This window comes from Acidovorax temperans (assembly GCF_028596105.1).
Classification (GTDB): domain Bacteria; phylum Pseudomonadota; class Gammaproteobacteria; order Burkholderiales; family Burkholderiaceae_C; genus Acidovorax; species Acidovorax temperans.
The window spans coordinates 3067883-3080978 of record NZ_CP117193.1 but is presented as its reverse complement, the minus strand read 5'-3'; the positions used below and the strand labels follow the sequence as shown (position 1 = coordinate 3080978).

Annotated in this window: 12 protein-coding genes and 2 pseudogenes; 12 read left to right on the top strand and 2 right to left on the bottom strand. The window is 61.0% G+C overall.

Annotated elements, in window-relative coordinates:
- Positions 1-4: 4 nt before the first annotated feature.
- Positions 5-1045, bottom strand: coding sequence for an IS630 family transposase (locus tag PQV96_RS14440; protein ID WP_044395424.1), 1041 nt, complete (start codon positions 1043-1045; stop codon positions 5-7).
- 244 nt (positions 1046-1289) lie between these two features.
- Between PQV96_RS14440 and PQV96_RS14435 the strand changes: the two genes are divergently transcribed.
- A protein-coding gene (locus tag PQV96_RS14435) for an IS5 family transposase (RefSeq protein WP_207375565.1) occupies positions 1290-2044 on the top strand; the annotation gives its coding sequence in 2 pieces (ribosomal slippage) (positions 1290-1623 and positions 1623-2044; 756 coding nt in all).
- Positions 2045-2083: 39 nt separating this feature from the next.
- Here the strand turns inward: PQV96_RS14435 and PQV96_RS14430 are convergent.
- Positions 2084-2779 (bottom strand): FadR/GntR family transcriptional regulator, encoded by a 696-nt coding sequence (locus tag PQV96_RS14430; protein ID WP_207375564.1) that lies wholly within the window; start codon positions 2777-2779, stop codon positions 2084-2086.
- Positions 2780-3061: 282 nt separating this feature from the next.
- On the opposite strand from PQV96_RS14430, the gene PQV96_RS14425 reads away from it, so the two are divergent.
- From PQV96_RS14425 to PQV96_RS14375, 11 genes and pseudogenes are all read left to right on the top strand, one after another.
- Positions 3062-4243, top strand: coding sequence for an alpha-hydroxy acid oxidase (locus tag PQV96_RS14425; RefSeq protein WP_273623303.1), 1182 nt, complete (start codon positions 3062-3064; stop codon positions 4241-4243).
- Between the two features lie 32 nt (positions 4244-4275).
- Positions 4276-5047: pseudogene (locus PQV96_RS14420) on the top strand (SDR family oxidoreductase).
- Positions 5048-5065: 18 nt separating this feature from the next.
- The gene (locus tag PQV96_RS14415; RefSeq protein ID WP_207375562.1) at positions 5066-5923 is read left to right on the top strand and encodes a fumarylacetoacetate hydrolase family protein; all 858 of its coding nucleotides are present in this window, start codon (positions 5066-5068) and stop codon (positions 5921-5923) included.
- A gap of 86 nt (positions 5924-6009) precedes the next feature.
- On the top strand, positions 6010-6693 hold the full coding sequence (locus tag PQV96_RS14410) for an amino acid ABC transporter permease (RefSeq protein WP_019042771.1): 684 nt from the start codon (positions 6010-6012) through the stop codon (positions 6691-6693).
- Between the two features lie 13 nt (positions 6694-6706).
- Positions 6707-7354 (top strand): amino acid ABC transporter permease, encoded by a 648-nt coding sequence (locus PQV96_RS14405; protein WP_019042770.1) that lies wholly within the window; start codon positions 6707-6709, stop codon positions 7352-7354.
- Entirely contained in the window at positions 7338-8078 is a 741-nt protein-coding gene (locus PQV96_RS14400) for an amino acid ABC transporter ATP-binding protein (RefSeq protein ID WP_207375693.1), read from the top strand. The genes PQV96_RS14405 and PQV96_RS14400 overlap by 17 nt, the downstream gene beginning before the upstream one ends.
- A gap of 45 nt (positions 8079-8123) precedes the next feature.
- A pseudogene (locus PQV96_RS14395) lies at positions 8124-8483 on the top strand (transporter substrate-binding domain-containing protein); the annotation flags it as partial.
- Positions 8484-8537: 54 nt separating this feature from the next.
- Complete coding sequence (locus PQV96_RS14390; RefSeq protein WP_044395424.1) at positions 8538-9578, top strand: IS630 family transposase; 1041 nt, start codon at positions 8538-8540, stop codon at positions 9576-9578.
- Positions 9579-9584: 6 nt separating this feature from the next.
- Positions 9585-10049 (top strand): type 2 periplasmic-binding domain-containing protein, encoded by a 465-nt coding sequence (locus tag PQV96_RS14385; RefSeq protein WP_242638131.1) that lies wholly within the window; start codon positions 9585-9587, stop codon positions 10047-10049.
- A gap of 183 nt (positions 10050-10232) precedes the next feature.
- Positions 10233-11759, top strand: a complete 1527-nt coding sequence (locus PQV96_RS14380; RefSeq protein ID WP_207373930.1) for a UxaA family hydrolase — start codon at positions 10233-10235, stop codon at positions 11757-11759.
- Positions 11760-11797: 38 nt separating this feature from the next.
- Complete coding sequence (locus PQV96_RS14375; RefSeq protein ID WP_273623296.1) at positions 11798-12961, top strand: fumarylacetoacetate hydrolase family protein; 1164 nt, start codon at positions 11798-11800, stop codon at positions 12959-12961.
- Positions 12962-13096 lie beyond the last annotated feature (135 nt).

The window sequence follows — 13096 nt, the reverse complement described above, 5'->3', positions numbered from 1 at the left end:
AGTCTCAAGCGGCGGCATATTTGACGCGGGGATCCTGAAAGTAGCTCATCACCCGCTCGGGTGACTTCTCCAGCATGGCCATGTGTTCGTTGGCCGCATCGCGCAGTTTTGCCTTTGTTCTGACCGGGACCCGCTTGCCCATGGCCTGCTTGAGGTCGGCGTTCAAACGCTCTTCTGGGTTGAGTTCCGGGCTGTAGCTGGGCAGGTAGAACACCTCGATCTGTTCCTTTCTCTCTGCCAGCCACGCCTTGACCGGTTTGCTGTGATGTACACGCAGGTTGTCAAGGATCAGGAACACCTTCTTGCCCGCGTCCTTGATCAAGGCCTCCAGGAACTCAATCAACTTGTCGCTGTTGAAGGCCTCGTCAATGATCATCCAGCGTGCCTTGCCCCGGTTGGTCACCGTGGCGATCATCGACAGCTTCTGGCGTGTGCTGCCCACCGTGAACGCCACGGGTGTCTCACCTGCTGGTGCATAGCTCCTGCCGCGTACATCGGTGTTGACCAGTGCGGTCTCATCGCCCCAGTGGATTTCGCCGCCCTCAGCCTTGGCCTTGGCCTCGATGGCCGGGTAGTGTTCATCTAGCCAGGCCTTGACGGCTTCGGGGCGTTGTTCGTATGCCTTCTTGATGGGCTTTTGTGGGGTGAAACCCCAGCGTGCCAGGTATTTGCCCACGGTGCGCACACCCAATTTCAAGCCACATTCCTGTTCGATAAGCTGCATCACGGCGGCGCGACTCCACAGGAAGAAGTCCATCTTCAATTGCTCGGGACGTTTGTCGCAGATGGTCTTTTGGATGTGGACTTCTTGCTCGGGCGTGAGCAATCGGGCATCGCCTTTCGTGCGACCACGACCGGCTGGTTTGATGGCTGGCCAGCCGCCTTGCTCGAACAGATCAAGCACCTTGCGCACAGCCGGGTAGCTCAAGCCCGACATCTGCACCAGTTCCATGACTTTGATGCCCCGTTTGTGCAGTCGGATGACTTGCTTGCGCCGCTCGTGAAGCTGCTCCAGGGTTTGGTATCTCGCGTCTTCTTTGTCCATGCTGCTTCGAACGCGAAAATCAGCAGAAAGTTCAATCTTTATGGGGCCCGATCAATAGTGACAAGCATGTCGCCTATGCGGCCTCATGAATAATCCCCGCCGGATCAATAACGCTAGCGTAAGCTGAGGCAAACTACTGGCCGCAAGTTGCCGATACCGTGCAGGCTAACGCCTGCACTTCAATAAACTAGGGGCTGTTGAGAATCAAACACAACGGCTCGGAGGGCTGTGATGCAATAGGCGCATGAGCATTCGATGGGTACTGACAGACGAGCAATGGGCCAAGATGGAGCCGCACTGCCTTGGCAAGCCAAGTGATCCGGGGCGCAGCGGCACAGACAACCGCCGCTTCGTTGAGGCAGTGCTGTGGATTGCCCGCACAGGCAGCCCCTGGCGAGACCTGCCGCCAGAGTTCGGCAAGTGGAACACGGTGTTCAAGCGCTTTAGAGACTGGGTCAAGGCCGACGTATTCCAACGCCTGTTCGATGCAGTGAGCGAGCAGCCAGACATGGAATATGCGATGGTGGATGCCACGATTGTGAAAGTGCACCGGCACGGCCAGGGGGCAAAAGGGGGACTTCGGGCCAAGCCATAGGCCATTCGCGCGGAGGCATGAGCACGAAGATCCTGGCGCTGACGGATGCGTTGGGCAATCTGGTGAAGTTCGTCTTGATGCCAGGGCAGCGCCACGACACCAAAGGGGTCAGAGAGCTGATTGCCGATGTGCGCTTTGATGCCTTGCTTGCCGACAAGGCCTTCGATGTGAATTGGCTGATCCAGGAGTTGGACAAGCGCGGGGCGCAGGTGGTGATCTCACAGATGCCCCGCAGGAGAGCGCCACTGGAGATTGACCTGGAGGTCTACAAATGGCGCCACTTGATCGAGAACTTCTTTTGCAAGCTCAAGGAGTTCAAACGTATCGCAATGCGCAGCGACAAGACGGATAGCAGCTTCGCAGCGATGATCTATCTCGCAGCTGGGGTTATCAACTCTCGCTGATTCTCAACACGTCCTAGCCTCCACCAATCCCGGCGCGGTTCAGCGTGCCATTGTCCGTTTGAGTGCGGTTTTCAAGTGCCGTTGCATTGCCGCTTGAGCCTGAATGGGATCGCGAGCTTCGATCGCTTCGAGAATCTCTCGGTGCTCATTGAGTGCGACAAACCATGTGTCCACTGGGTCGTACAGACCAAGCAGCTTTGATGGCATAGGGCTTTGTCGTTCGTCGTACAGTGTCCCAACGGTTCGAGCGAGCACTTCGTTGTTCGACATCTGGGCGATTCGCACGTGGAATGCACGATCTGCTGCAATCGGAAGCTGCCCTGCTTGGCATTCGCGCTCCATCGTCTGATAGATGGCCCGTAGCGCTTTCACATCCTTTGGTTTAGCCAGCGGTGCCACGGACGCGGCAATCGCACCTTCGAGGATCGCGCGGGCACCCATGATGTCGATCAGGCTGTCTCCCATCTCCACATTGTCTTGTGCGGCATCCTCGGAGCTGGAGGGCACGCCGCAAAGATAGACACCCGAACCCATCCGGATCTCGACTCTGCCCTCAAGTTGGAGCGCAACGAGCGCTTCCCGAATCGAAGGCCGTGAAACGCCAAGCTGCTCTGCGAGTGTTCGCTCGGGCGGTAGACGGCCATTGACAGCGAAATCCGGCTCGTAAATCAGCGCCCGCAATTGATCCGCGATCTGCAGATAGAGCCGGCGGGAAGGGGTCGATCTTGTGTTCACTTTGGTCCTCCGAGCTAGTGTGTCTGGCCTATTTGTTGAATTGGAAGGCGCGTGCGGTGTAGGGCCGGCACTCACCTGAGCCCCAGTGAGAGCAAACCTCTCAATCTTCTTACATCCAACCTTGAGCATCGATCCAGTCTGGGGATTTCCCTAGTATTGATTGGCCAAAATTGGATTGACCAGTTTTACATATTTTCATAAAGTTGCAACTGGCATGACCAATTTTGAAGAGTGCGAACGGTCGCATCTTGTGGATGTGCAGAAGCTTTTGGGGGTTGAGACTTGAAGCGTCGTTTGTATACCGGGCGGGATGTAAGTCGCGCTCAGAGCATCGAGGAGCTGCGTGGGATGGCCCGCAGGCGGGTGCCTAATTTTTGTTTTGAGTACGTCGAAGGTGGCTCGGAAGACGAGGCTACTTTGCGTAGGAATCGTGAAGTCTTCTCGAACATCGCGTTTCAACCGCGGACTCTGGTGGACGTCACTGTGCGCAATCAACGTAGGCGACTGCTTGGTGAGGAGATTGCATCGCCGTTCCTGATTGGGCCGACGGGGTTCAGTGGACTGCTGTCGAGCGAAGGCGACGTGTCAATGGCACGTGCCGCGGCTTTGGCAGGCATTCCTTTCGTGCTCAGCAATGTTTCGACGACATCCCTGGAGGAAGTGGTGCGGCGAGCGGGAGCGGATGCCCGGGTATGGATGCAGGTTTACATGTACCGGACCCGCGAGTTTGTAGAGAAGATTGCACGCCGGGCCCAGGATGCAGGGATTGGCACGCTGGTACTCACTACCGATAGCGCGATCTACGGCAAGCGCGAGTGGGATGTGCGGAACTTCTCTGGGCCGCTAAGCCTTAACTGGCGAAACAAGATCGACGTCATTCGGCATCCGCGCTGGATCTTCGACATCTTGTTTCCGCACGGTTTTCCTCATTTCGCAAACGTTGGCGACCTGCTGCCGCCAGGGCAGACCAGCGTCCGTGGTGCTGCGTCCTCAATGATTGGTCAGTCGCTTGACCCATCGCTATGTTGGCGAGATGTCGAGTGGCTGCGGGACATCTGGCCAGGGAAGCTCGTAATCAAGGGGGTCATGAATGCGCAGGACGCGGTTCGGGCGATTTCAGTTGGTGCGGATGGCATCGTGTTGTCGAACCATGGCGGGCGGCAATTGGATGGCGCGCTGTCAACGATGGATGTGCTCCCTGAGGTCGTAGCCGAGGTTCAGGGGCGATTGGCCGTGATGCTGGATGGCGGATTCCGTCGCGGCTCCGACATTGTGAAGGCGGTGGCTCTGGGCGCTGATGCGGTGCTGGTTGGTAGAGCCACGACCTATGGCCTGGCGGCTGGGGGGCAGGCTGGGGCCGGGCGGGCGATTGAAATCCTGCGTAGCGAAATCGATCGCGTACTTGGACTGATGGGTTGTCCTGATATTTCGCAAGTAGACCAGAGTTATTTACGAGCAATTTGATGAGCTCGAATTACAACAATGGAGTCATCGCAATGAAGCGTGTAGCAGGTAAGACGGCTCTGGTCACAGCCGCAGGCAAGGGGGTTGGTCGAGCTAGTGCCTTAGCGTTGGTGCGTGAAGGCGCCACGGTATGGGCTACGGATGTAGATGATTCGGCGCTGGCGGAACTGGCTGCCGAGGCTGTGAAGGCTGGATTGAGCGACTTGAAGACGGGCCGCTTGGACGTCCTGGACACGGCAGCGGTGCAGGCCTTTGCTGCACGCACCGGCAAGGTGGACGTGCTGTTCAACTGCGCCGGCTTTGTGCACCACGGCAGCATCCTTGATTGCGAGGAGGCCGACTGGGATTTCAGCTTCGATCTGAATGCCAAGGCGATGTACCGCACCATCCGCGCCTATCTGCCGTCCATGCTGGCAGGCGGCGGTGGTTCCATTATCAACATGGCGTCTGCCGCTTCGAGTGTAAAGCGGCGTGCCTAACCGCTTCGTCTACGGTGCTTCGAAAGCAGCGGTAATTGGCCTGTCCAAAGCCGTGGCGGCCGACTATGTGCAGCAGGGCATACGCTGCAACGCCATTTGCCCGGGCACGGTGGAATCGCCCTCGCTGCAGGATCGCATCCGCGCGCAGGCTGAACAGGCCGGTGTCAACGAAGCTGCGGTCCGGGCGGCATTCGTGGCGCGTCAGCCGATCGGCCGCGTGGGGCGTGCCGAAGAGATTGCCGCGCTGGTGGTCTATCTGGCCAGCGACGAGTCATCGTTCACCACCGGAACCATCCATCTGATTGATGGTGGCTGGCTGAACTAATCATCAAGGAGACAAGACATGAAATTGGTACGTTACGGGCAGTCTGGCCAGGAAAAACCGGGTCTGATCGACGCCCAGGGCCAACTGCGCGACCTGTCGGCCCACGTGGCGGATATCGACGGCGCCGCGCTGTCGCCCGCGTCGCTGCACAAGCTCGCCGCCATTGATGTCGCCAGCCTGCCTGCGGTCAGCGGCCCGGTGCGCCATGGTTCGCCGGTCGCGCGCGTAGGCAAGATTATCTGCGTGGGCCTGAACTATGCCGACCACGCGGCCGAGACCGGCGCGCCGATACCGGCCGAGCCCATCCTATTCCTTAAGCCTAGCTCGTCCATCATCGGGCCCGACGATACGGTGGTGATCCCGCGCGGCTCGGTCAAGACCGACTGGGAGGTGGAACTGGGCGTGGTGATCGGCAAGAAGGCTTCGTATGTCACCGAAGCCGAGGCGCTGGACCATGTCGCCGGCTACACCATCGTCAACGATGTGTCCGAGCGCGAATACCAACTTGAGCGCGGTGGCCAGTGGGACAAAGGCAAGGGCTGCGACACCTTCTCGCCCATCGGCCCGTGGATGGTCACCAAGGACGAGGTGGCCGATCCGCAGAACCTCGGTCTGTGGCTCGATGTCAACGGCAAGCGCTTCCAGGACGGCAGCACCCGCACCATGATCTTCCCGGTGGCGAAGCTGGTGAGCTACATCAGCGAGTTCATGTCGCTGCTGCCAGGCGACATCATCAGCACCGGCACCCCGCCCGGCGTGGGCCTGGGTCAGAAGCCGCCTCTGTACCTAAAGGCCGGCGACGCCATGCGCCTGGGCATCCAGGGCCTGGGTGAGCAGCGGCAAACCACGCGCGCCTGGTCGCGCGAGCTGGCTTGATTCCCCAAAGCTATTTGCAGTTTGCAACTACCAGTCGGGTAACCGAAGCCCAGCGGGCTTGATGGTGGTTGCGCTGAGGAGCCAATATGAAATACGAGTTTGACTTCGCCAGCGTACTGGCGCAGTGGCCACTTTTCCTGGAGGGGGCATGGACGACCGTGCAACTGTCCTTCCTGGCCACGGTATTGGGCTTTGTGCTGGGCGCGTTGTGCGCCGTGGGGCGCGGCAGCCGGTATGGCTGGCTGCGCCGGCTGGTGGGGGCCTATGTGGAGGCCATCCGCAATACGCCGCTGCTGGTGCAGAGCTACTTTCTGGTCTTCGGGCTGTCGTCGGTGGGCGCCACCATGCCCATCATGGTCGGCGCGGTGCTGGCGCTGGTGATCAATATCGGCGCCTACACCTGCGAAATCCTGCGCGCGGGCATCGAGTCCATCCACGGCGGCCAGATCGAGGCAGCCGAATGCCTGGGACTGTCGCATGTGCAAATCCTCTGGCATGTGGTACTGCGCCCGGCCGTGGAACGCGTGTGGCCGGCGTTGACCAGCCAGTTTGTGCTCATGATGCTGGCCACCAGCATCATGTCCTCGGTGGGGGCGGAGGAGTTGCTGGGTGTGGCAACCCGCATCCAGTCCGACACCTTCCGCAATTTCGAGGTCTTTCTCGTGCTGTGGGGGCTGTACCTCGCGCTCTCATACCTGATGCGCACGGGCTTCTGGCTGCTGGGCTTGATGGTGTTCACGCGCCGGCGCAAGCTGGGCACGCCGCTGTGAAGGAGGTTTGATTATGACGAGCGAACAATTCTTCTCTTTGCTGCAAGGCGCCTGGGGCACGCTGGTGCTGTCGTTGCTGACCTTTGCGATCGGCGGGCTTGCGGGACTGGCCCTGGCCATGGCGCGCATCTCGCCGGCCCGCCCGGTGCGGGTGGCCGCGGCCGCGTGGATACAGCTCATTCAGGGCACACCGCTGCTGGTGCTGATGGGGCTGTGCTTCTATGGTCCCAACATTGCCGGCATCGGTTCGGTGCCCGCGCTGCTGGCGGCGACATTGGCCATGTCTATCTATGCCAGCGCCTTTCTCGGCGAAATCTGGCGCGGCTGTATCCAGGCCGTGCACAAGAGCCAGTGGGAGGCCGCCGAATGCCTGGGCCTGACGCGCTGGCAGCGCATGCGCCAAGTGGTGCTGCCCCAGGCGCTGCGCCTGGCCACGCCGCCCACGGTGGGCTTTGCGGTGCAGATCATCAAGAACACCTCGGTGGCATCGCTTGTGATCGGCTTTGCCGAGCTCTCCTATAACGCCAAGGTGCTCAACAACTCCACCTTCCAGCCCTTTGTCTATTTCGGCGCTGCCGCGCTGCTGTACTTCGCCATGAGCTATCCGCTGTCGCGCTGGAGCCTGGCACTTGAAAGGAAACTCAATGCAAGTCGCCGCTGAAACTGTCGTCCATCTGCAATCGGTGCACAAGCGCTTCGGTGCGCTGCATGTGTTGCGCGGGGTGTCGTTCTCCGTCACCAAGGGCCAGGTGGTGGCCATCATTGGCAAGAGCGGCTCGGGCAAGAGCACGGCGCTGCGCTGCATCAACCGGCTCGAAAGCGTGGACGAGGGTCAGATCCGCGTCTGCGGCCACCAGGTGCACGATGCCGGGCTCGACAAGCGTGCGCTGCGGCGCGACGTGGGCATCGTGTTCCAGAGCTACAACCTGTTCCCGCATCTGACGGTGCTGCAGAACATCACACTGGGGCCGACCTCGGTCAAGCGCATGCCGACAGTCCAGGCGCGTGAATTGGCGCTGGACGTGCTGGCCCGCGTGGGCCTGGCCGACAAGGCCGAAAGCTACCCCGAGCAGCTTTCGGGCGGGCAGCAGCAGCGCGTGGCGATTGCGCGCTCACTGGCCATGCAGCCGCAGGTGATGCTGTTCGACGAGGTGACCTCGGCGCTCGATCCGGAGCTGACCGGCGAAGTGCTCAAGGTCATGGAAAAACTAGCCGCCGAGGGCATGACCATGATTTTGGTCACGCACGAAATGGCCTTTGCGCGCAACGTGGCCGACAAGGTCATCTTCATGCACCAGGGCCAGGTCTGGGAGCAGGGCGGCCCCGAAATCCTGGCCAATCCCGCCACGCCCGAGCTGCGCCAGTTCGTCGGCAACGGACTTTGATTACCCCACCCCAACCACATTCAACCCTGAAACCTGGAGAGAGACATGTCTACATCTTTGATTCGCCGCCAACTTTGCCTGCTGCTGGGCGCTGCCGCCGCACTCGGCACGGGAATGGCCCACGCAGACCAACTGGACACCATCATGGCGGCCAAGAAGATCCGCGTGGCCATCGACATGGCCGTGCCGCCCTACAGCATGAAGGACGACAAGCTGAAGCTGATCGGCTCCGACGTGGAAGTCGCCGAGCTGCTGGCCAAGGACCTGGGGCTGGAGCTGGAGTTCGTGCCGACGGTGCTGTCCAACCGCGTTCCCTTCCTGCAGACCGGCAAGGCCGACATCGTGGTGTCGGTGTTCGCCATCACGCCGGAACGAGCAAAGGTGATTGATTTTTCCGTACCCTATTGATCGGGCCCCATAAAGATTGAACTTTCTGCTGATTTTCGCGTTCGAAGCAGCATGGACAAAGAAGACGCGAGATACCAAACCCTGGAGCAGCTTCACGAGCGGCGCAAGCAAGTCATCCGACTGCACAAACGGGGCATCAAAGTCATGGAACTGGTGCAGATGTCGGGCTTGAGCTACCCGGCTGTGCGCAAGGTGCTTGATCTGTTCGAGCAAGGCGGCTGGCCAGCCATCAAACCAGCCGGTCGTGGTCGCACGAAAGGCGATGCCCGATTGCTCACGCCCGAGCAAGAAGTCCACATCCAAAAGACCATCTGCGACAAACGTCCCGAGCAATTGAAGATGGACTTCTTCCTGTGGAGTCGCGCCGCCGTGATGCAGCTTATCGAACAGGAATGTGGCTTGAAATTGGGTGTGCGCACCGTGGGCAAATACCTGGCACGCTGGGGTTTCACCCCACAAAAGCCCATCAAGAAGGCATACGAACAACGCCCCGAAGCCGTCAAGGCCTGGCTAGATGAACACTACCCGGCCATCGAGGCCAAGGCCAAGGCTGAGGGCGGCGAAATCCACTGGGGCGATGAGACCGCACTGGTCAACACCGATGTACGCGGCAGGAGCTATGCACCAGCAGGTGAGACACCCGTGGCGTTCACGGTGGGCAGCACACGCCAGAAGCTGTCGATGATCGCCACGGTGACCAACCGGGGCAAGGCACGCTGGATGATCATTGACGAGGCCTTCAACAGCGACAAGTTGATTGAGTTCCTGGAGGCCTTGATCAAGGACGCGGGCAAGAAGGTGTTCCTGATCCTTGACAACCTGCGTGTACATCACAGCAAACCGGTCAAGGCGTGGCTGGCAGAGAGAAAGGAACAGATCGAGGTGTTCTACCTGCCCAGCTACAGCCCGGAACTCAACCCAGAAGAGCGTTTGAACGCCGACCTCAAGCAGGCCATGGGCAAGCGGGTCCCGGTCAGAACAAAGGCAAAACTGCGCGATGCGGCCAACGAACACATGGCCATGCTGGAGAAGTCACCCGAGCGGGTGATGAGCTACTTTCAGGATCCCCGCGTCAAATATGCCGCCGCTTGAGACTTCATGGGGCCGGAGCAATATGCGCCGGTCTTGGTGATCGTTGCCGCGCCCAAAAACATCAAGATCACGGACCCGGCTGATCTGGCGGGCAAGAAAGTCATCTCCACGCGGGGCACGACCAACGACCAGGAACTGACCAGGATCGCGCCGCCCGGCACGCAGATCACTCGCTTCGATGACGATGCCACATCGCTCACCGCCATGGTGAGCGGCCAGGCGGATATCTGGGTGACGACTCCGATGCTGATGAGGACCGTCAACGAAAAAAACCCATCCCGGCAGCTCGAGGTGAAGTTCACGATCAAGGCAAACATGGCGGCCGTAGGCATGCGCAAGGGAGAGCCTCGCCTCAAGGAAAAAATCGATACCTGGGTGCGCACCAACCTGAAGAACGGGCAGCTCAATGCCATCTACAAGAAGTACCACCACATGGATCTTCCCGCAGAAGTGTTGAATGCCGGTTCTTGAAGGCTCTTTTTATGAGAGCTGTTATTGATCCGGCAGGCTTTATTCGTAAACCTTGCTCGGGCTGAGGTGTCGAAGCCCCTCGACGGGCTCAAGTTGAACGGCATCGGGACTCTGCAATAAACCGTGCCGGATCAATAGCGCCCTGCCAGCCGGGCGCTAGTGCCTCATTTGCTCATAAATCACATGATCCCCTTCATCCGACTCCACCCCGCCGACGACGTGGTCATCGCCCGCACTCAGCTCGTCGGCGGCACGCCTATCGAATCAGTCACCAGCCGGGGCCTGATTCCGCCGGGCCACAAGATTGCCGTGCGCGCCATTGGCCGGGGCGAGCCGGTGCGGCGCTACAACCAGATCATCGGCTTTGCTAGCCAGCCGATCGCGCCCGGCGAGCACGTGCATGTGCACAACCTGGACATGGGGCCTGACAAGGGCGACTTTGCACGCGACTACGCCTTCGGCGCGGATGTGAAGCCTGCGCCCGCCCGGCGCGAGGCCACGTTCATGGGCATACGCCGCGCCGACGGCCGCGTGGCCACGCGTAACTACATCGGCATCCTGACCAGCGTGAATTGCTCAGCCACGGCGGCGCGGGCCATTGCCGAGCATTTCTCGCGCCGCACCAACCCGGCCGCGCTGGCGGCATATCCGAATGTCGACGGCGTGGTGGCGCTCACGCATGGCACGGGCTGCGGCATGGCCTCCGAAGGGCTGGGCATGGACATCCTGTCGCGCACGCTCACCGGCTATGCCACGCATGCCAACTTCGCCGGCGTGCTGGTGGTGGGCCTGGGCTGCGAGGCCAACCAGATCAACGCCTGGCTCGCCACCGGCCGCCTGGCCGAGGGCGAGAACCTGCGCGTCTTCAACATCCAGGACGTGGGCGGCACGCAGAAGACCGTGGACAAGGGCATTGCCCTGATCCAGGAGATGCTGCCGCGCGCCAACGCCGTGCAGCGCGAACCCTGCAGCGCAGCGCACCTGAGCATCGGCCTGCAGTGCGGCGGCTCGGACGGCTACAGCGGCGTCAGCGCCAATCCGGCACTGGGCGCGGCGGTCGACCTACTGGTGGCGCACGGCGGCACGGCCATCCTGAGCGAGACCTCCGAGGTTTATGGCGCGGAGCACCTGCTGACGCGCCGCGCCGTCTCGCGCGAAGTGGGTCAGAAACTGGTGGACCGCATCCACTGGTGGGAGCACTACACGGCGATCAACGACGGCGAGATGAACAACAACCCCTCGCCCGGCAACAAGGCCGGCGGCTTGACCACCATCCTCGAAAAATCGCTGGGCGCGGTGGCCAAGGGCGGCACCACCAACCTAGAGGCGGTCTACGAGTACGCCGAGTTGGTGGCCGCGCATGGCTTCGTCTTCATGGACACGCCGGGCTACGATCCGGTCAGCGCCACCGGCCAGGTAGCGGGCGGCGCCAACCTGATCTGCTTCACCACCGGGCGCGGCAGCGCCTACGGCTGCGCGCCTTCACCTTCGCTCAAGCTGGCCACTAACAGCGCGCTGTGGCAGCGGCAAGAGGAGGACATGGACATCAACTGCGGCGAGATCGTTGACGGCACGGCCTCGATCGAGGACATGGGTCGGCGCATCTTCGAGCTGATCCTGGCCACGGCCTCGGGGCAGCAGAGCAAGAGCGAGCGCCACGGTTATGGCCAAAGCGAATTCGTGCCGTGGCAGATCGGCGCGGTGATGTGACTGCGCCGCCAACTTTCAACGCAACTGGAATTCTGAAAATGCACCCAACCCTTTCCCTCAGCTTGCCCCAAGACCTGGATCGAGCCCTGCTGATCGGGCGCGTATGGCGGCCGGCACCGATCAACGGCCCATCGGTCGTCGTCGTGCGCGGTGGCCAGGTGTTCGACATCACGCGCTTTGCGCCCACCACGGCCGATCTGTTCGAACGCGGCGACGCCGTGGACGTGGTTCGTACGGCGCCGGGCGAGCTCCTGGGCACGATCCACGCGCTGCTTGCCGGGGAGTTGGGATTGCAGTTGCTGGCGCCCTGCGACGTTCAGGCCATCAAGGCCTGTGGCGTCACGTTCGCCGTGAGCCTGCTGGAGCGGGTGATCGAGGAGCAAGCCGGCGGCGATGCCTCGAAGGCCGCCGAGGTGCGCGGCATGATCAACGAACTGATCGGCACCGATCTGGCGGAAATCCAGCCTGGTTCCGAGGGGGCGATGAAACTCAAGGCCGAGCTGCAGCGCCGCAACGCTTGGTCCCAATACATGGAAGTGGGAATAGGGCCGGACGCCGAGGTGTTCTCGAAATCCCAGCCTATGTCCGCTGTGGGTTTCGGTGCGGACATCGGACTGCACCCGGCTTCAGTCTGGAATAACCCTGAGCCGGAAATGGTGCTGGCCGTCAACAGCGCGGGCCGGGTCGTAGGCGCCACGCTCGGCAACGATGTTAATCTGCGCGACATCGAAGGCCGCTCGGCGCTGCTGCTGGGCAAGGCCAAGGACAACAACGGCTCCTGCGCCATCGGTCCCTTCATCCGCTTGTTCGATGACGGTTTTTCCATTGACGATGTGCGCAGCGCGAGCGTGTCGCTGCGCATCGATGGCGATGACGGCTTCGTGCTTGAAGGTGTCAGCCACATGCGCGAGATCAGCCGCGATCCGCTCGATCTGGTCGGCCAGACCTATGGCGCCCACCACCAGTATCCCGACGGCTTCATGCTTTTTCTCGGCACCATGTTCTCGCCGATCAAGGATAGGGACACCGAGGGCGGAGGCTTCACCCACCACTTGGGCGATGTCGTCTCAATCTCCACACCGGCACTCGGCACCCTCGTGAACACCGTACGTCTTGCCACAGACATTGAACCTTGGACGTTCGGCACGCGCGCGCTATACCGCAACTTGGCCGAACGCGGTTTGCTAAGTGCGCCGCACTGAGCGGCTGGACATTTTTTCTATGAACCACTTGAATCGTATAGCCACCGTTTGCAGCGTTTATTGCGGGGAAACCCTGAACGTGTAATAATCTAAGGCTGCGCAGTTTTCTGCTGCAGATTGTGCATCTCCCCTCAC

Excerpts from the sequence above, each read along its gene's own strand:
- PQV96_RS14410 (WP_019042771.1), top strand. The coding sequence starts at position 6,010 with ATGAAATACGAGTTTGACTTCGCCAGCGTACTGGCGCAGTGGCCACTT.
- PQV96_RS14390 (WP_044395424.1), top strand. The coding sequence starts at position 8,538 with ATGGACAAAGAAGACGCGAGATACCAAACCCTGGAGCAGCTTCACGAG.
- PQV96_RS14385 (WP_242638131.1), top strand. The coding sequence starts at position 9,585 with ATGGGGCCGGAGCAATATGCGCCGGTCTTGGTGATCGTTGCCGCGCCC.
- PQV96_RS14380 (WP_207373930.1), top strand. The coding sequence starts at position 10,233 with ATGATCCCCTTCATCCGACTCCACCCCGCCGACGACGTGGTCATCGCC.
- PQV96_RS14375 (WP_273623296.1), top strand. The coding sequence starts at position 11,798 with ATGCACCCAACCCTTTCCCTCAGCTTGCCCCAAGACCTGGATCGAGCC.
- PQV96_RS14440 (WP_044395424.1), bottom strand. The coding sequence starts at position 1,045 with ATGGACAAAGAAGACGCGAGATACCAAACCCTGGAGCAGCTTCACGAG.
- PQV96_RS14415 (WP_207375562.1), top strand. The coding sequence starts at position 5,066 with ATGAAATTGGTACGTTACGGGCAGTCTGGCCAGGAAAAACCGGGTCTG.
- PQV96_RS14405 (WP_019042770.1), top strand. The coding sequence starts at position 6,707 with ATGACGAGCGAACAATTCTTCTCTTTGCTGCAAGGCGCCTGGGGCACG.
- PQV96_RS14400 (WP_207375693.1), top strand. The coding sequence starts at position 7,338 with ATGCAAGTCGCCGCTGAAACTGTCGTCCATCTGCAATCGGTGCACAAG.